Below are 17,020 nucleotides of genomic sequence, written 5' to 3' on the forward strand. Positions count from 1 at the left end.
CAGAATTCGGGCCGAAGCCCAGGGATGGCGAGTATCACCAAGGGAACAGCGTGCCGCCAGGATCAGGCAGCTGGAATGATGACGAGTATAATAACACTGGAACATCTCTATGAAATTCTCTGAACTGGCGCCACGCGAACGGCATAATTTTATTTATTTCCTGCTGTTCTTTTTCTTTTACTACTTCATTATGTCGGCCTACTTCCCGTTTTTCCCGGTATGGCTGGCGGACGTAAACCATTTAACTAAAACGGAAACCGGAGTTGTCTTCTCTGCTATTTCGCTGTTCGCCATTATTTGCCAACCGATATTTGGCTTGATATCCGATAAGCTAGGGCTGCGTAAACACCTGCTGTGGACCATCACCATCTTATTAATTCTGTTTGCCCCGTTCTTTATATTTGTCTTCTCACCGCTGTTGCAGGTCAATATTATCGCCGGGGCGCTGGTGGGTGGACTCTATCTGGGCATTGTCTTCTCCAGCGGTTCCGGCGCGGTCGAAGCCTATATAGAGCGAGTCAGTCGCGCCAACCGTTTCGAATACGGCAAGGTCCGCGTTGCTGGCTGTGTCGGCTGGGCGCTCTGCGCCTCAATCACCGGCATCTTGTTTGGCATTGATCCCAATATCACCTTCTGGATCGCCTCCGGCTTTGCACTGGTGCTCGGGGTACTGCTGTGGTTCTCCCGTCCGGAAAGCAGCAACAGCGCCCAGGTTATGGATGCCTTAGGCGCAAACCGTCAGGCGTTTTCTCTGCGCGTCGCCGCCGAGCTGCTGCGAATGCCGCGATTCTGGGGATTTATTATCTATGTGGTCGGCGTTGCCAGCGTCTATGACGTATTTGACCAGCAGTTTGCCAATTTTTTTAAAGGCTTTTTTGCCGACCCGCGGCGCGGAACCGAAGTCTTTGGCTTCGTCACCACCGGCGGCGAATTGCTGAATGCGCTGATCATGTTCTGCGCCCCGGCTATTGTGAACCGTATCGGGGCGAAAAATGCGCTGCTAACCGCCGGGATGATTATGTCCGTACGTATTCTCGGATCTTCATTCGCCACGACGGCGGTCGAGGTGGTTATCTTAAAAATGCTGCATATGTTTGAAGTTCCGTTCCTGCTGGTCGGCACCTTTAAATATATTTCCTCAGCATTTAACCCGAAACTGTCCGCCACCCTGTTCCTGATCGGTTTTAACTTATCGAAGCAGCTCTCTGGCGTCGTGCTGTCGGCATGGGTTGGCCGCATGTACGACACCGTCGGCTTCCATCAGGCTTATCTGATTCTGGGTTCGATTACCCTGGGCTTTACCGTTATCTCGCTGTTCACCTTGAAAGGCAGTAAAACGCTGCTGCCGACCGCCGGCTATAACAACGCCGCGTAAACCGCAAATTCGCGGCCCGTTGCGTAAGACGGGCCGCGAACATTATCCGGCCGCTGCGGCTTTGATTCGCGTCTCGCCGTCGCTGTTTTCCAGCTCGTATATCCGGCTCTCGGCCTGTGAGGAGATAAGCGCCGCCAGCTCGGCAGAGTGGCTGGTCAACCAGATTTGACTATAGCGGGAGGCCTCGACAATCAGCCGGGCCAGCGCCGGAAACATCTGTCGATGCAGGCTGTTTTCCGGTTCGTTAATTGCCAGGAATGCCGGCGGGCGCGGGCTCAACAGCGCTACCGCCAGACATAAAAAACGCAGCGTGCCGTCAGACATTTCCGCCGCCAGCAGCGGGCGAAACACGCCGTTGCGCCGCATCTTAATCGAGAAACGCGAGTTTTCGTTTTCGCAGAAGAACGCGCACTCCGGAAAAGCGGCGGCAAGATTATGCCCGTCGCTGTCGAGGACCGGTGAACGGTAACCTACCGTCGGATGCCGCAGCGCCGAATGTCGGCTGATGTTAAATTCGTGGTAGAAACGCCACTGGCGCATAGTTTCCCGAACGCGAGAAACTTCCGGGAAGCGGTGCGGCTCGCCCAACTGGCCAAAGATCGACTCGTTTTCATAAATCGTGTCGGTGAAGGTATTTTTCTCGCCGTTGACATCGAGCAGGAACGCGGCCTGGTTTTTGCGCTGCAAAACCCTGGCGGAAGGTCGACGGGAGAATCCCGCCAGCCAGATGGACTCCTCTTTGACAATCGGATCGAGCATAAACTGGGTGGGATAAGGCAGCTTTTCCGGGAAACCCACCTGGAGCTCGTAGTCAAACTCGGCGGTCAGACAGGAAATTTGCAGCCGACGCGGGTGGCGCGCCGTCGCTGCCGTTCGCCCTGACCACATCACATTTTCCAGGCCGCCCTCCTCACTGATATAGCCTGAGAACTTGCCGTCCGCGGAGGCGGTTAACAGGTGAATGGCTTTGTAAATGTTGGACTTGCCGCAGCCATTCGGCCCAAACACGATGTTGAGCGCGCCCAGTTCCAGCTCGATATCCCTGACCGATCTGAAATTTTGTATGCGGATATGGTGAATCATGGTGCTCCCGATGAAAAAACTCCGCGCTGCGGCAGTGGTAAACAAGGGGAATGATAACACGGTCAGGCCGGACGAAGGTCAATCGTCCGGCAAGGACGCACTCAGCGGAGAGACTTTTTCATGCCTCGGGTCAGGGCCACGCGTTTGAGCTTGTCGGCATCGTCATGGGTTTCGCTAAACACGCCGAAAAAATAGCGTTCGTCATCGATCGTTTGCGAAACAATCCGATAGCTCAGCGGATTGCCAGATTTCGCGCCATACTGCGCGGCGGTGACGGACAGTTCCGTCGCCGTGCCGGCGACGCTGACCAACAGGCCATCCGCCTTTCCCCCCACCAGCATGACCTTGATTAGCGGGTCCACCATGTTCCTCCTGGATGGATCAATGGTTAATATGTGATCGCCGACGGCGTAGAGCATTTACACAACCTTCAGTACATTCTTATAGTTCATACCAGCCCGAATGAAAAAAACTCTTTCATATACTGAGCTAAGCATTGATTATTACTGGTAAAAGCTGGCAGATGATGAAGGAAAAAAGAGAAATTGTGAATCTTCATAACTCTTATTTGTCTTTATTTTTTTGTTTATTTTCCGCGACGTCCACAAAACCCGCCAGATCGACTTGTGTACCACAACCCCAGGGAACCATTCCGCTATGCGTCAATATCGATTCGCCCTTCTCCCATTGTTAGCCGCCCTGGCGCTCCCCGGTTGGGCGCATCAAGCTACGGTGACGACGGTTAAACAAGCCGAAAGCCAGCTTCAGGGTCGGGTCGGCTACGCCGAACTGGATTTAGCTTCCGGGCAACTGCTGGCCGGCTATCGTTCTGACGAACGGTTCCCGATGATGAGCACTTTTAAAGTTCTGCTCTGCGGCGCAGTCTTGTCGCGTGTCGATGCTGGTGAAGAACAGCTCGATCGCCGTATCCATTACCGGCAGCAGGATCTGGTGGAATATTCGCCGGTGACGGAAAAGCATCTTACCGATGGGCTCACCGTGGGCGAACTGTGCGCTGCCGCCATTACCCTGAGCGATAATACGGCGGCAAACCTGCTGTTGACCACTCTCGGCGGCCCGCAGGGGCTGACCAGCTTCCTGCGCCACAGCGGCGACCAGACTTCGCGGCTTGACCGTTGGGAAACGGAACTCAATGAAGCGCGGCCGGGCGACGTGCGAGATACCACGACTCCGCAAGCGATGGCCAGGACACTGCGAAATCTGTTGACCGGTCGCGTGCTTTCCAGCGCCTCGCAGCAGCAGTTGCAACGCTGGATGGTAGAGGACAAAGTTGCGGGGCCGCTGTTGCGATCGGTGCTCCCGGCGGGCTGGTTTATTGCCGATAAGACCGGAGCCGGCAATCGCGGTTCGCGCGGGATCATCGCTGCTCTCGGTCCGGACGGTAAAGCTGCGCGCATCGTGGTGATTTATTTGACCGGGACCCCCGCCGCAATGGATGAACGCAATAAACAGATTGCGGCCATCGGCGCAACGCTGGTCACGCACTGGTCCGCAGACGAGAACAGACCCTAGCCGCGCCGCGGGCGGTCTCGAACAGGAACTCCCCGGACAATGCCTCCCGGACGTAAAAAAGCCTCGCAAACGCGAGGCCTGACGTGGAGACATCGCAGCGATGGAGGATTAGTTTTCTTCGTAACCTTCGAGAGCATCCTGAATGGCATCGGCTAAGGAAGCGACTTCCTGAGCCACATTACGTAAATCCATCTGGCTACGAATACCGGAATTTGCGGTTGATGAAGAGACGGCGGCTTTTGAAATTTCTAATGCTGCCTGAACTGCGAGCAAACGTTTATGTTTCTCGATAGCCGCGTCGCCACTATCACCATCAAATTGAAAGTATTTTTCTAACATAGCGGATCCTTTTCAGCCATTTCATTATCGGGGAGGATATTCTCGTCTAAGCGGAGGCAAATAAACAGCAAAAAAAATATTAATTACAAAGAGTTAATATTTACCTGTTTAACAACGCCGTTCCGGGCGCAGGGTGTCACTGAGGACAACGCCGGAAGAGGTCTGCAGGATGGAAAGAGAAAAAACCGCGCGATTTTCTTTGCAGACATCGGGATACGTTTAAACATCGGGTCTTTTGCTGATGAACTGTTTGACGGTTTCGCGAGCGGCGCACGAGAAACAATCGCGGCATCGCACGATTGACCTTCACGGCGTCCACTCAACTTGATACTGTATGCAACCACAGTAAAAATATCGTCAACAATTAACGCAGAGGGATGAAATATGTTTGTGGAACTGATTTATGACAAGCGGAACTTTGAGGGACTGCCCGGTGCGAAAGAGACGATTGCAGCTGAATTATCGAAGCGAATTCACCGTATATTTCCCGATGCCGATGTGCGTGTAAAGCCGATGATGACCTTACCGGCAATTAACACCGATGCCAGCAAGCACGAAAAAGAACAAATCAGCCGTGCTGTGCAGGAGATGTTTGAGGAGGCTGATATGTGGATGGTAGAGGACTGATGGAGAGAGAAAGTGTCATTGTCTCTGGCGTGTGAAGCTATCCCCCTCCTGACAACATTTTACCGCCGCCGCCGACATTCAGGAGAGATTTTGGGGAAGGAAAAACTGATAAAAAAACCGGGCCGCAAGCCCGGTTCTGTTTCCGACACAAAGTTGCCCTACTCACTCAGCCCGCGGTTTTCCAGCATCGGCTCAATCTGTGGATCATGTCCGCGCCACTGGCGATAAAGTTCCGCTAAATCAGTACTATTGCCGCGTGACAGAATCGCCTCGCGGAAGCGTTGACCGTTTTCGCGGGTCAGGCCGCCGTGCTCAACGAACCACTGGTAACCGTCGTCCGCCAGCATCTGGGTCCACAGGTAGGCGTAATAGCCCGCGGCATAGCCGCCGCCAAAAATATGTGAGAAGTAGCTGCTACGGTAGCGCGGCGGCACCGCGGCCAGGTCCATCTGCTCCTGACGCAACGCCAGCGCTTCGAAGCTATCGACATCACGCGGAATATCTGCCGACGAGAGGCTATGCCAGTGCATATCCAACAGCGCCGCCGCCAGCAGCTCGCTCATGTCATAACCCTTATTAAACTTCGCCGCGCGTAACATACGCTCACGCAGCGTATCCGGCATCGCTTCCCCGGTCTGATAATGGCGCGCATAGTGGGCGAACACCTGCGGTTGACTGGCCCAGTGCTCATAGATCTGCGACGGAAACTCGACAAAATCACGCGGCGTATTGGTCCCCGACAGACTGGCATAACGCTGACTGGCAAACAGCCCGTGCAGCGCGTGACCAAATTCATGGAATAAGGTGATGACCTCATCCCAGGAGAGCAGCGCGCTGTGGCCGGCCTTCGGTTTCTGGTAATTGCAAACGTTGTAAATCACCGGATGCTGCGCGAGCAGCGTGGATTGTTCAACGAAGACGTCCATCCACGCCCCGCCGCTTTTCGAATCACGGGAAAAGTAGTCGCCGTAAAACAGCGCCAGACCTTCCCCGTTGGCGTCAAAGATTTCCCATACCCGGACGTCCGGGTGGTAAACCGGAATATCAAACCGTTCGACAAAGCGCAGGCCAAACAACTGCGATGCCGTCCAGAACACGCCATCCTGTAAAACGCGCTCGAGGGAGAAATAGGGTTTTAACTGTGCTTCATCGATGGCGAATGTCGCCCGGCGCACCTGTTCGCCGTAGTATAACCAGTCCCAGGCCTCGGCCTTAAAGCCGCCGCCCTCGCTATCAATCAGCTGTTGGATATCCGCCAGCTCGCGTTCCGCTCTTGCCCGGGCGGCCGGGGCTATCCGGCGCATGAACGCAAATGCCGCCTCGGGCGTTGCCGCCATTTGGTCGGCCATCGACCAGCTGGCGTAATCCGTCACGCCCAGCAGTTCGGCTTTACGGGCGCGAATCTCCGCCAGGCGAAGCACCAGCTCGCGAGTATCATTCGCATCGCCCTTCTGATTGCGTTTCCAGCCGGCGGCAAACAGATTCTCACGCGTCTGGCGACGGCGTAAGGCGAGTAACGCCGGCTGTTGAGTGGTGTTCAACAAAGGCAACAACCAGCGGTCGCTTAGCCCTTTTTCCCGCGCGGCATCTGCGGCTTCAGCAATCTCTTCATCGCTGAGTCCCGCTAACTGCGCCGGGTCGTCAACCACCAGACCGCCGGATTTAACCGCCGCCAACAGGCGCTGCTGAAACTGACTCTGCAAAGCCGCAGCCTGGGTATTCAAAGCCCGCAGCTCCGTTTTTTGCGCGTCAGCCAGGGTCGCGCCGGCCAGCGTAAAACGCTGCCAGGTGATCTCCAGCAGCCGGCGGGACTCGCTATCTGGCGGCAAGGTGTCACGCTGCTGCCATACCTGCTTCACGCGCTGGAACAGCGCTTCGTTAAGCCAGATATCATTTCCCAGATCCGCCAGCTCAGCAGAGAATTGCTCATCAAGCGCCTGCAGCGTCGGGTTGGTATGCGCCCCGGCCATGGCAAAAAACACCCGGGTGACGCGCGCCAGCAGCTGCCCGCTCTGCTCGAGCGCGACCAGCGTGTTGGCAAAGTCCGCCGGCTGCGGATTATTCACTATCGCGGCGATCTCCTCCCGCTGACGGCGAACGCCTTCATCAAATGCCGGTCGGTAATGGGTATCGTCAATCAGATCAAACTGAGGTGCCTGATAAGGCAACAGACTGACGCGCAAAAAAGGGTTATTGTCGGCCATCATCATCTCCTGGACTCGGTAATCCAGTAAGATTAGGCAACTCATTGATTGACCGCAATCATTTCCGCCGGCTGGCGAGCGGCGCTAGCCGAACACGGTCATAACAAAAAAAAGACAACGCTGGTCAGCAACAGCGCGCCCGTTACGCCAAGAATATCGATTGCCGTGCTGATTATGGTGGCGTGGGTCGGAATGCTCTCTTCTTCTTCCCATTCGTTCATCGGAATCCTCCTCAGGCAAAAAAACGCCGACGCAAAAGGCCGGCGCGACAAGGATTTAAGTGTCAATCCTGCGCGCATCTATGGTGTGGCGGCAGAATAACAATCCCCATAATGCGTCGATGATCAATTCATGCCATGAATACATTCTTGTTTATTTTTCCACAAGGTTCGCATCATTGGCCAGCCGGCCACCTCTTTTCCCGCTAGCCAAAAGCGCCAGACCGCCCACTCTTGCCATAGCGATGTTTATCCCGGCGGAAGTCGCTTTCCCCCCGCTCACCGTCGCAATTACCTGTTTTGGAAACGTATTGCTTGTTCCACGGAGGTAGACTCTCTTTTCTTTTGTAGCTACAGTGCTGGTAACGAGCGGTTATCGTCATTGCTTAATCTTTTTGTGTTGTCCCCTGGCGCGCAGCAATACGCCGGCGGACCGTTTTTACGAAAAATATTAAGCAAGACGGTATTGAAATCCCCGGCATGAGACGGTTGGGGCATGATGAGAACATTGACAGGAGCGATGATGATTATTCTGATTACCGGTGCAACAGCAGGTTTTGGTGAAAGCATGACTCGCCGTTTTATCGCTAATGGTCACAAGGTGATCGCCACCGGGCGTCGTGAAGAGCGCCTGAAAACATTGCAGGATGAGCTGGGCAACAATCTCTACACCGCGCAACTGGATGTACGCAACCGCGCCGCGATTGAAGAGATGATTGCCGGGCTGCCGGCCGAGTGGCAGGCCATCGATGTGCTGGTCAATAACGCCGGTCTGGCGCTGGGCCTTGAGCCGGCGCATAAAGCCAGCGTTGAAGACTGGGAAGATATGATCGACACCAACAACAAAGGACTGGTCTATATGACCCGTGCCGTACTGCCGGGTATGGTTGAACGCAACCGCGGTCATATTATTAATATCGGTTCCACCGCCGGCAGCTGGCCCTATTCCGGCGGCAACGTTTACGGTGCGACCAAAGCCTTTGTGCGCCAGTTCAGCCTGAACCTGCGGACCGATCTGCACGGTACAGCCATTCGTGTGACCGATGTTGAGCCCGGCCTGGTCGGCGGTACTGAGTTCTCTAACGTGCGTTTTAAAGGCGACGATGCTAAAGCGGGTAAAGCCTACGAGAATACCCAGGCGTTAACACCGGAAGATGTGACCGAAGCGGTATGGTGGATCGCTAACCTGCCTGCGCATGTCAATATCAACACGCTGGAAATGATGCCGGTCAGCCAAAGCTTTGCTGGTCTGAGCGTCCATCGCGCGGGTTAAAACCGACAGCCTGGCCGCTTTGCGGCCGGGTATGGGCGAATGGACAAATAACGCGTAAAATAGCGCATACCCCCCAATAAAAGTAACCATCAATGGCCGCAGAATTGCAACTTAATCCGACACAGCCTGTAAACCAGCAAATTTATCGTATCCTTCGCCATGATATCGTGCATTGTTTGATCCCGCCGGGTACCCCGCTGTCTGAGAAAGAAGTGTCTGTGCGTTTTAGCGTTTCCCGCCAACCGGTGCGTGAGGCTTTTATCAAACTGGCTGAGAATGGTCTTATTCAAATTCGTCCGCAGCGCGGCAGCTATGTCAATAAGATCTCACTTTCTCAGGTTCGCAACGGATGTTTCGTTCGCCAGGCTATCGAATGCGCCGTGGTGCGTCGTGCCGCCGGAATGATCACCGCCGAACAAATCTATCAGCTTGAGCAAAATCTTAACCAGCAGCGTATTGCCGTTGAGCGTCAGCAATTAAATGATTTTTTTCAGCTGGATGATGAGTTTCACCAAAAACTGTCGCTGATTGCCGACTGTCAGCTGGCGTGGGATACCGTCGAGAATATTAAAGCGACAATTGACCGGGTCCGCTACATGAGCCTCGATCACATTACGCCTCCGGAGATGCTGTTGCGTCAGCACCATCAAATTTTTCAGGCCCTGGAAAACCGTGATGCCGATGCGGTCGGTACCGCGATGAATATTCACCTGCATGAAATCAGTGAATCGGTATTATTAATTCGTCAGGAAAATCGCGACTGGTTTAGTGAAGAGTAAATGATTCCGGCGGCAGCCAAATAAACAGCAACACTGCCGCCCTGATTGATAAATACGCTAACGAACAACCAGCACCGGTATTTTTGCGTAGCGCAGGATAGATTCGGCGTTTGAGCCGAGAAGATGGGTGGAAAGGCCCGGCGTGCGTGAGCCCACGACCATCACATCGAACTCGTCGGCATTACCGATAGCCAGTATTTCATCGCGAACATTGCCAAATACTACCCGGGTATGAATTCGCGCAGCGGGAATCGAGAACAGACGAGACAGCGTCTGCATTTTCTTTTCCGATTCCGCTTGCATAAAAGTTTCGAATTTCTGAATATCCGCAGCGAATCCGCGTAAAACCGAACGACTGCTGTTTGGCAATACGTTTAATAACGTAATTTCGCCCTCTTCAGCCGACGCCAGGAACTCAGCATGACGTACCGCTTTATCACTCAAATCCATTTCAAACACATCGACGGGCAAGAGAATTTTCTTGTACATGTTCGACTCCTTTTTTCGAGGCACTTAATTTCACTGCGCACATCATGACATATTTATTTTCAGTTCCACACCGCTAATAACCCTGTAATCTGACATATTCATTAAAATAAACATCAATTATATATAGTTAACTCTGGATAGCTAAAGTTATGTATATTCAATGTCCTCGATCAATATTTTATAAAATATTCAATAAATATTTTTATATTCCAGGAAAACAACCGACCCGGATGTTAACAGACGCGGATTGCAAAAAATAAGACACCCGAATGGGTGTCTTAATGTCAGGTCGACTGGGCGGGATAATGCTAGTGGGTCTGAGCCCAGGCGGCAACGGTCGCCTTCGCGCCCCGCTCTTTCAATGACAGCCAGGCGTTCGTCACGGCATCGACAAAACGGCCGTTCTGCGGCAAATCGTGGCCAAAGATGGCTTCGATACCCAGCAACGCTTTCACCCGTTCCGGCCCCTCCGCGCTGTTCTGGACCGCCTGCTGAATCACCGGCAGCAGCGGATCGCAGATCTCAATCGCCTGCCCCTGCTCATCAACGCCGCCGACATAGCACATCCAGCCCGCGATCCCCATCGCCAGCAGGCTGAAGTCGGTGCGCTGCGCGAGATGCCAGCGCACGGAATCCAGCATCCGCTGCGGCAGTTTCTGGCTGCCGTCCATCGCAATTTGCCAGGTGCGGTGCTTCAGCGCCGGGTTGCTGTAACGGTCGATGAGAAGCCCGGCGTAATGTTCCAGATCAACCCCCTGGACTTTCAGCGTCGGCGCCTGTTCGTTGAGCATTAAAGTGCGCGCCGCACGGCGGTAATTCTGATCCTGCATACAGTCATTGATATGCTGATAGCCGGCCAGATATCCCAGATAGGCGAGGAAAGAGTGGCTGCCGTTGAGCATACGCAGCTTCATCTCTTCAAAAGGCACTACGTCAGCGACCAGTTCGGCCCCCGCCTGTTCCCACGCCGGACGACCCGCCACAAAGTTGTCTTCAATCACCCACTGACGGAACGGCTCACAGGCTACGCCCGCCGGATCGCGCACCCCGGTCAACTGCTCGATTTTATCCAGCGTGTCGGCCGTCACGGCCGGCACAATGCGGTCAACCATCGTCGACGGGAAAGTCACCTGTTGCGCAATCCAGTCGGCGAGATCGCCGTCAATCGCACGCGCCAGGGCACAAACCACATTGCGCGTGACATGGCCGTTCTCCGGCATATTATCGCAGGACATCACGCTGAATGCCGGTAAGCCTGCGGCTTTGCGCCGCGCAAGGGCTTCAACGATAACGCCTGGCGCAGATTTCGGCTGGTGCGGATTCAGGATATCCGCAGCGATCAGCGGGTGTTCCAGCTGTATCTCGCCGGTGGACGGCGAGTGGCAATAGCCTTTTTCGGTAATCGTCAGGGATACAATCGCCACCTGAGGCTCACACATCTTCGCCAGCACGCTCTCCAGGCCGTCGACCTCTTCATGCATTGCTTGCTTAACCACGCCGACCACGCGGGCCGTCCAGGCATCCGCCGACATTTCGGCAACGGTATACAGGAGAGCCTGTTTCTGCAGATCGGCAATCTGCTGTTCGCCGCCAATCAGGTTAACTTCGGTGTAGCCCCAATCGCTCCCCTGTTCTGCCGCCAGAATATCGGCATAGACCGCCTGGTGTGCGCGATGGAATGCGCCAAAACCCAGATGGACAATGCGCGAAACCAGTTTGCTGCGATCGTAGGAAGGAAGCGTTGCCTTGGCTGTTAAAAGCGTGTTTTCCATGGTGACTCTCATTTTTATGATTACTGATCAACCATTCTCGAGGAGAATGCCTCTGTGAGGTGAACCATCTCATGCAATTGGTATAACATCTTTGATTTCCATCAACTACCATACAAGAAGATTTCACCATTCACAGTCTGTTTCACTAAGCGTGAGTTGAGGAAATAAAAAGCCGGGTTGCGCACCCGGCCAGCTTGCACGTCAGTCAGTCAACCGATCAGGTTAACTGACCGCTTCTCACCGCGCGATGTTGAGGAGTGGCATCCGCCGCATCGTCCAGCAAGCTCAGATCGCGGTCGCGCACTTCCGGCATAAGGAGAGCGGAGAGCAAACCAATAGACGAGTAACAAATCAGCATGGCGACAATCGGCCACCATGACCCCGTCATATTACAGAAAATACCTGCCAGCACCGGACCAAAACCCACAGCAACTAATCCACCGGTTTCTTTTGAAATCGCCATTCGCGTAAAGCGGTTACGCGAACCAAAGATTTCCGCCATCGTGATATTTTCCAGCGCGAACAGACCCAGCACGGCAATATTATGGATGACAATCAACGATGCCATAATTGCACCGACGCTGTAGCTCTTATCAACAATAATCGAGACCATCGGATATGCCAGTAAAATGGCGGTGATATTCACGATAATATAAGGTACGCGGCGACCGATTTTATCGGATAACCACCCGAGGAGAGGGATGGTGATAAAACCGATCCCGGAACTAATCATTAAGGCATCGGTTGGAATGGCTTTATCAAATAATAAGGTCTGTACCAGATAGCCGGCCAGGAACGTTTGCAATAACCCTGAATTACCCGCCTGACCAAAGCGTAACCCTGTTGCCAGCCAGAAGGATTTACTTTTCAGCATCGCGCCAAAGGTAGCCTCCCGATCCGCAGCGCCGGTTTGCAGCTCGCTTCCCTCGTTGACCTGTTCAAATACCGGACTTTCTTTAAGGTTCAGACGCAGCCAGATAGCGAATATCATCACCACTGCGCTGGCCAGGAACGGGATTCGCCATCCCCATGCCACCAGCTCTTCACGGTCAAGAAGGAAAAACATGATTGCCCAGATAGCCGTTGCGCTCAGCGTACCGCAGTTGGTACCCATTGCCACCAGCGACGAAATGATGCCGCGTTTCCCCTTTGGCGCATATTCGGCCAACATGGTACCTGCTCCGGAGATTTCAGCCCCGGCGCCCAGCCCCTGGATAATACGTAAAGTCACCAGCAACACGGGCGCAAAAATGCCTACCTGCGCATAGGTAGGCAACACCCCAATCAGGGTGGTACAAATGCCCATCATCGTAATAGTGATAAAGAGAACTCTTTTACGTCCGATCTTGTCCCCCATCCGGCCAAAGATAAAAGCACCGACGATTCGCGCAATATATCCCGCACCATACGTCCCCATTGCCAGAATGAGCGCCATGGCGGCTGATTGCTCAGGAAAAAAGATTTCATGAAAAACCAGCGCTGCCCCTAAAGAATAGAGTTGAAAGTCCATGAACTCCAGAGCGGTCCCTAACCACCCAGACACAGCCGCACGGATGAGATCGGCCGTTGTTCTCTCATTATTTACTGTAGTCATCATTATTTTCTCTAATTGTTAGAAGTCGAGCTTGCATTTATTATTAGAGTCAAAAGGTCAATAAAACCTTACAACAGCTCTTTCTGTCTTTTTCAAAAATTTCGATAGCGTCAACAATATTCTGATATTCAAAAGCATGGGTAATAAGTGCTTCAGGATCAATTAACCCCTGCTCTAACCATGCTAATACAACGGGGAATTTATGCGCATTCAGCCGCGATGAAAATATAGACAGTTCTTTACCGGTAATACCTTGCTGGGCAACCTGAGAGGGTTCAGTTGAGAATCCCATGAGCACAATTCTGGCCGCCGGAGAGGCCAGCGTCACTGCCTCCTGAAAAATTGACGGGTGACACGCCGCATCAATAATCAGCGTCGGTTTAATGCCTTTATCCTGCAGGCATTCAGCTAATGACGTCTGACCGTTGTTGATAGTCCAGTCGGCACCATTGCGCTTCGCCATTTGCAGGCGTTCGTCGATCTGGTCAGTCACAATCACCTGCTTAACCCGATAGACCCGCTTTAGCACCTGAATCGTTGTTAAGCCCATCGGCCCGGCGCCGAATACCAGCGCGATGTCCTGATCCGTCGGTTTAACCTGTCCGGTGACGTTGGCAGCAATGGTGAAAGGCTCGACCATTACCGCGTGCCGATCGGGTACCGTGTCCGGCACTAGCCAGCAATTTTGAGCCGGCACAACCACATACTCGCTAAAACCGCCATCCCGGTGGACACCGAGAACCACCAGAGAAGTGCAGACGTTAGGTTTCCCCACTGAGCAAGGATAGCAATGACCACAGCTAATCACCGGGTCAACGCTCACCCGCTGGCCGACCTTCCTGTCCGTCACCCCATCGCCAACGGCGTCGATAATGCCGTAGAATTCATGGCCAATAACGCGGGGATATTTAGCAAAAGGATTATGCCCGCGGTAGATATGGCTATCGGAACCGCAAATCCCCGCCAGCTTAACCTTTACCCGCACTTCTCCCGGTGCAGGTTCCGGCCGCGCGCGTTCTTCGATGACCAGGTCATCAGGCTGACGAATCACAATACTCTTCACATTTCTCTCCTTACCAGTTCCACAAGTCTTCACTTCCAGTCCGGCCACAGGCATACAGGCTGGTTCATACGGGATTTCGCAACCCGTTTTTCATCAAACACGATGCCCGGCACAGCTTTCTCCCGCGGACATATAGCCGTCGCAGCAGGTCCATCTGTGTGGTAAATCGCCATCAATTGATCAAAATTAAAACATCAGACCTACTACCATACAAGTATGAAGTTAAAAAAAGACGCGTTGTGTCACACTCTTACGGCGACGTGAAGGAGATGAGTGAGGTCCGCTGTAGCGCCGGAGACGGCAGGAAGCGAGGCGGTGAAATGCGCTTAGCCAGCGGGATTAACGGGACGCCGACGAATCGTCTCACCCACCGCGCTTAGCGAATGAACATCAGCGATATGGCTGTCTGCGTCGATTTTTACCACGCGCGTTAAGCGCGTCCCCAGCCAGCGACAATAATCAACATGCCGCACAGCGCAATCAGCGCCCCCGCCCAGTCATAATGGCTAAGCTTAACGCCATCGACAAAACGCAACCACAGCAGCGCGGTGCAGACATATACGCCGCCGTAAGCGGCATACACCCGCCCGCTTGCTGCCGGATGCAGCGTCAGCAACCAGACAAACATCATCAGCGCCAGACCTGCCGGAATTAACAGCAGCGGCGTTGCGCCGCGTTTTAACCATAGCCAGGGTAAATAACATCCGAGAATTTCACAGAGCGCGGTGGCAAAGAAAAGCAGCGTTGTTTTGAACATTAAAGACACGTAAAGAGAGCAGGTTGTTGGCCCATTTTACGCAATAATCTCCCTCTTCCACACTCTTTTGTCGGGTATGCCGGCGAAAAGAGATGTAGTAAACTGCCTGCAGATTGCAGGGGCTTCCCCTTTTTATCACTCAAAGGAAACCGTGATGAAAATGACACAGAACACACGTTGCTGCCTGACGGCTATGCTGGCGCTGAGCGCCGTACTTTTTACCGCATCGTCTTTCGCGCAAACCAGCAAGCTGGTGATTGAATCCGGCGATAGCGCACAAAGCCGCCAGCAGGCCACCATGGAAAAAGAGCAGTGGAACGACACTCGCTCTTTGCGTCACAAGGTCAACACCCGCACCGAAAAAGAGTGGGATAAGGCTGACGTCGCTTTTGATGCGCAGGACAACTGCCAGAAGAGCGCGAACGTCAACGCGTACTGGGAACCGAACACCCTGCGCTGCCTCGACCGCCGTACAGGTCGCGCCATTGCGCCCTAATCCGTCACGCATCCATGGCGCCCGCGGGCGCGATATTTAGCTTTTATCGACAGGAACAGCCATGACCGACGCATATTCAATCAAACTTCGTCCGCTCGAGCGTGAAGACTTACGTTTTGTCCACCAGCTCGATAACAATGCCAGCGTGATGCGCTACTGGTTCGAAGAGCCCTACGAAGCCTTCGTTGAGCTCTCCGACCTTTACGATAAACACATTCACGATCAGAGCGAACGCCGGTTTGTTATCGAATGTAATGGTGAAAAAGCCGGGCTGGTGGAGCTGGTTGAGATCAACCACGTCCATCGCCGCGCCGAATTCCAAATCATCATTTCACCGGATTATCAGGGAAAAGGTCTGGCGACACGCGCGGCGAAGCTGGCGATGGACTATGGTTTTACGGTTCTCAATCTGTACAAACTGTATCTCATCGTCGACAGCGAAAATGAAAAAGCCATCCACATCTACCGCAAGCTTGGGTTTATGGTAGAGGGAGAGCTGATTCATGAATTTTTCATCAACGGCGAATATCGCAACACCATTCGTATGTGCCTGTTCCAGCATCAGTATATTAGCGAACACCGCACCCAGGGGCAGTCGCTGCTGAAGCCCACGGCTCAGTAGTATTCGATACTGTTTTTGATGGTATAACGACGGGTCAGCGGCGGCTGAACGCTTTCATCGACCACCTGCAGCTGGCAATCAACCGGGTTATCGTGGCTATCGTAGTCACAGGTTTGACGCACGTTCCCCAGTTGACGATCGTTAAAGGTGCTGGTCGCCGTGTAATCCAGCTTTTTACGCGGATCCGTCGCCGGCGTGGAGACCACCGTAAAACGCTCATTTTTCGCCACGGTGGTTTTACCGGTCGGATAACCCTCGCTGTCATACCGGTAGGTGGCCGTCGTCTCTTTGCCACGCGCGGCCACCACAAAGCCGTTATCATCCGTCTCCCAGGTAATGCCTGCCGACGGCAGTTCCGCAAGCTGGCATTTTCCCTGCAGGCGCAGGCGTTTCTCGCGGGTGCGGGCATCAAGATAGAAGTTGGCATCCAGCATCAGCGTCGCGCCGGTATTATTTTCCCGATCTTCCAGGTCCAACAGATCGAAACAGCCCTCCCTGGACAGGCTTGCACTCACCCGTTTAACCACCTCATCGTGTTCGTCGAACAGCGTCTGGCTAAAATCTTTCACCGGACCACGCAGCGGATCGAACTCGAACTCATTGGAAAAACTCGCCATTTCCGGCGTAAATGCTTCAGGCTTTTTCTGCGCATCGCAGGCGCTGAGCACCATCACCGCCGCTATCAGCAATAACCGTTTTTTCACGCCGAATCCCTTTTGTGTACATTGCAATCATATTAGCAAATACAATTGTTTACACCAGTTCTGCTATGCTTAAATCTGGATAACATTAATAA

At 53.5% G+C, this 17,020-nt stretch carries 18 protein-coding genes; 7 read left to right on the forward strand and 11 right to left on the reverse strand.

Annotated features, from left to right (window positions below; translation table 11 throughout):
- Positions 1-109 precede the first annotated feature (109 nt).
- Positions 110-1,375: an MFS transporter gene (locus AC007G_RS23220; RefSeq protein WP_032696111.1), complete on the forward strand. Its 1,266-nt coding sequence runs from the start codon at positions 110-112 to the stop codon at positions 1,373-1,375.
- Between the two features lie 42 nt (positions 1,376-1,417).
- Here AC007G_RS23220 and AC007G_RS23225 read toward each other — a convergent pair whose 3' ends face one another.
- Positions 1,418-2,458, reverse strand: a complete 1,041-nt coding sequence (locus AC007G_RS23225; protein WP_142630751.1) for an AAA family ATPase — start codon at positions 2,456-2,458, stop codon at positions 1,418-1,420.
- A gap of 101 nt (positions 2,459-2,559) precedes the next feature.
- Positions 2,560-2,823 (reverse strand): hypothetical protein, encoded by a 264-nt coding sequence (locus AC007G_RS23230; protein ID WP_015584254.1) that lies wholly within the window; start codon positions 2,821-2,823, stop codon positions 2,560-2,562.
- Between the two features lie 292 nt (positions 2,824-3,115).
- On the opposite strand from AC007G_RS23230, the gene AC007G_RS23235 reads away from it, so the two are divergent.
- Positions 3,116-3,991 (forward strand): class A beta-lactamase PLA-4, encoded by an 876-nt coding sequence (locus tag AC007G_RS23235; RefSeq protein ID WP_032687534.1) that lies wholly within the window; start codon positions 3,116-3,118, stop codon positions 3,989-3,991.
- Positions 3,992-4,099: 108 nt separating this feature from the next.
- On the opposite strand, the gene AC007G_RS23240 is transcribed toward AC007G_RS23235, so the two are convergent.
- Positions 4,100-4,330, reverse strand: a complete 231-nt coding sequence (locus AC007G_RS23240) for a hypothetical protein (protein ID WP_004862401.1) — start codon at positions 4,328-4,330, stop codon at positions 4,100-4,102.
- Positions 4,331-4,714: 384 nt separating this feature from the next.
- Here AC007G_RS23240 and AC007G_RS23245 point away from each other — a divergent pair, with 384 nt between their 5' ends.
- Positions 4,715-4,957 carry a DinI family protein gene (locus AC007G_RS23245; RefSeq protein ID WP_032687533.1) on the forward strand — a complete coding sequence of 81 codons (243 nt, stop codon included), beginning with the start codon at positions 4,715-4,717 and terminating at the stop codon, positions 4,955-4,957.
- A gap of 158 nt (positions 4,958-5,115) precedes the next feature.
- On the opposite strand, the gene dcp is transcribed toward AC007G_RS23245, so the two are convergent.
- Together dcp and AC007G_RS23255 are read right to left on the reverse strand one after the other, a co-directional pair.
- Positions 5,116-7,161, reverse strand: coding sequence for a peptidyl-dipeptidase Dcp (dcp, locus tag AC007G_RS23250; RefSeq protein WP_032696102.1), 2,046 nt, complete (start codon positions 7,159-7,161; stop codon positions 5,116-5,118).
- Between the two features lie 98 nt (positions 7,162-7,259).
- Positions 7,260-7,382, reverse strand: coding sequence for a hypothetical protein (locus AC007G_RS23255; RefSeq protein WP_255379489.1), 123 nt, complete (start codon positions 7,380-7,382; stop codon positions 7,260-7,262).
- Positions 7,383-7,902: 520 nt separating this feature from the next.
- Between AC007G_RS23255 and ydfG the strand changes: the two genes are divergently transcribed.
- The gene (gene ydfG, locus AC007G_RS23260) at positions 7,903-8,652 is read left to right on the forward strand and encodes a bifunctional NADP-dependent 3-hydroxy acid dehydrogenase/3-hydroxypropionate dehydrogenase YdfG (protein WP_142630789.1); all 750 of its coding nucleotides are present in this window, start codon (positions 7,903-7,905) and stop codon (positions 8,650-8,652) included.
- Positions 8,653-8,744: 92 nt separating this feature from the next.
- Entirely contained in the window at positions 8,745-9,431 is a 687-nt protein-coding gene (locus AC007G_RS23265) for a GntR family transcriptional regulator (protein ID WP_032687529.1), read from the forward strand.
- A gap of 57 nt (positions 9,432-9,488) precedes the next feature.
- Here AC007G_RS23265 and AC007G_RS23270 read toward each other — a convergent pair whose 3' ends face one another.
- The 5 genes from AC007G_RS23270 to AC007G_RS23290 form a co-directional block, all read right to left on the reverse strand.
- Positions 9,489-9,920 carry a universal stress protein gene (locus AC007G_RS23270; RefSeq protein ID WP_142630752.1) on the reverse strand — a complete coding sequence of 144 codons (432 nt, stop codon included), beginning with the start codon at positions 9,918-9,920 and terminating at the stop codon, positions 9,489-9,491.
- Positions 9,921-10,228: 308 nt separating this feature from the next.
- On the reverse strand, positions 10,229-11,692 hold the full coding sequence (locus tag AC007G_RS23275; RefSeq protein ID WP_142630753.1) for a mannitol dehydrogenase family protein: 1,464 nt from the start codon (positions 11,690-11,692) through the stop codon (positions 10,229-10,231).
- A 217-nt stretch (positions 11,693-11,909) separates the two neighbouring features.
- Positions 11,910-13,286 (reverse strand): MFS transporter, encoded by a 1,377-nt coding sequence (locus tag AC007G_RS23280; RefSeq protein WP_032696100.1) that lies wholly within the window; start codon positions 13,284-13,286, stop codon positions 11,910-11,912.
- Positions 13,287-13,335: 49 nt separating this feature from the next.
- Complete coding sequence (locus AC007G_RS23285) at positions 13,336-14,349, reverse strand: Zn-dependent oxidoreductase (RefSeq protein WP_032687524.1); 1,014 nt, start codon at positions 14,347-14,349, stop codon at positions 13,336-13,338.
- Between the two features lie 430 nt (positions 14,350-14,779).
- Positions 14,780-15,106, reverse strand: coding sequence for a YnfA family protein (locus tag AC007G_RS23290; protein WP_004862432.1), 327 nt, complete (start codon positions 15,104-15,106; stop codon positions 14,780-14,782).
- 154 nt (positions 15,107-15,260) lie between these two features.
- Between AC007G_RS23290 and AC007G_RS23295 the strand changes: the two genes are divergently transcribed.
- Both AC007G_RS23295 and speG read left to right on the forward strand, forming a co-directional pair.
- On the forward strand, positions 15,261-15,602 hold the full coding sequence (locus AC007G_RS23295; RefSeq protein ID WP_032687521.1) for a DUF1283 family protein: 342 nt from the start codon (positions 15,261-15,263) through the stop codon (positions 15,600-15,602).
- 61 nt (positions 15,603-15,663) lie between these two features.
- Complete coding sequence (gene speG / locus AC007G_RS23300; protein ID WP_004862437.1) at positions 15,664-16,224, forward strand: spermidine N1-acetyltransferase; 561 nt, start codon at positions 15,664-15,666, stop codon at positions 16,222-16,224.
- Here speG and AC007G_RS23305 read toward each other — a convergent pair.
- Positions 16,218-16,895, reverse strand: a complete 678-nt coding sequence (locus tag AC007G_RS23305; RefSeq protein ID WP_155032412.1) for a YnfC family lipoprotein — start codon at positions 16,893-16,895, stop codon at positions 16,218-16,220. The genes speG and AC007G_RS23305 overlap by 7 nt on opposite strands.
- Between the last annotated feature and the right edge of the window lie 125 nt (positions 16,896-17,020).

Source organism: Klebsiella sp. CSG-1 (genome assembly GCF_056521145.1).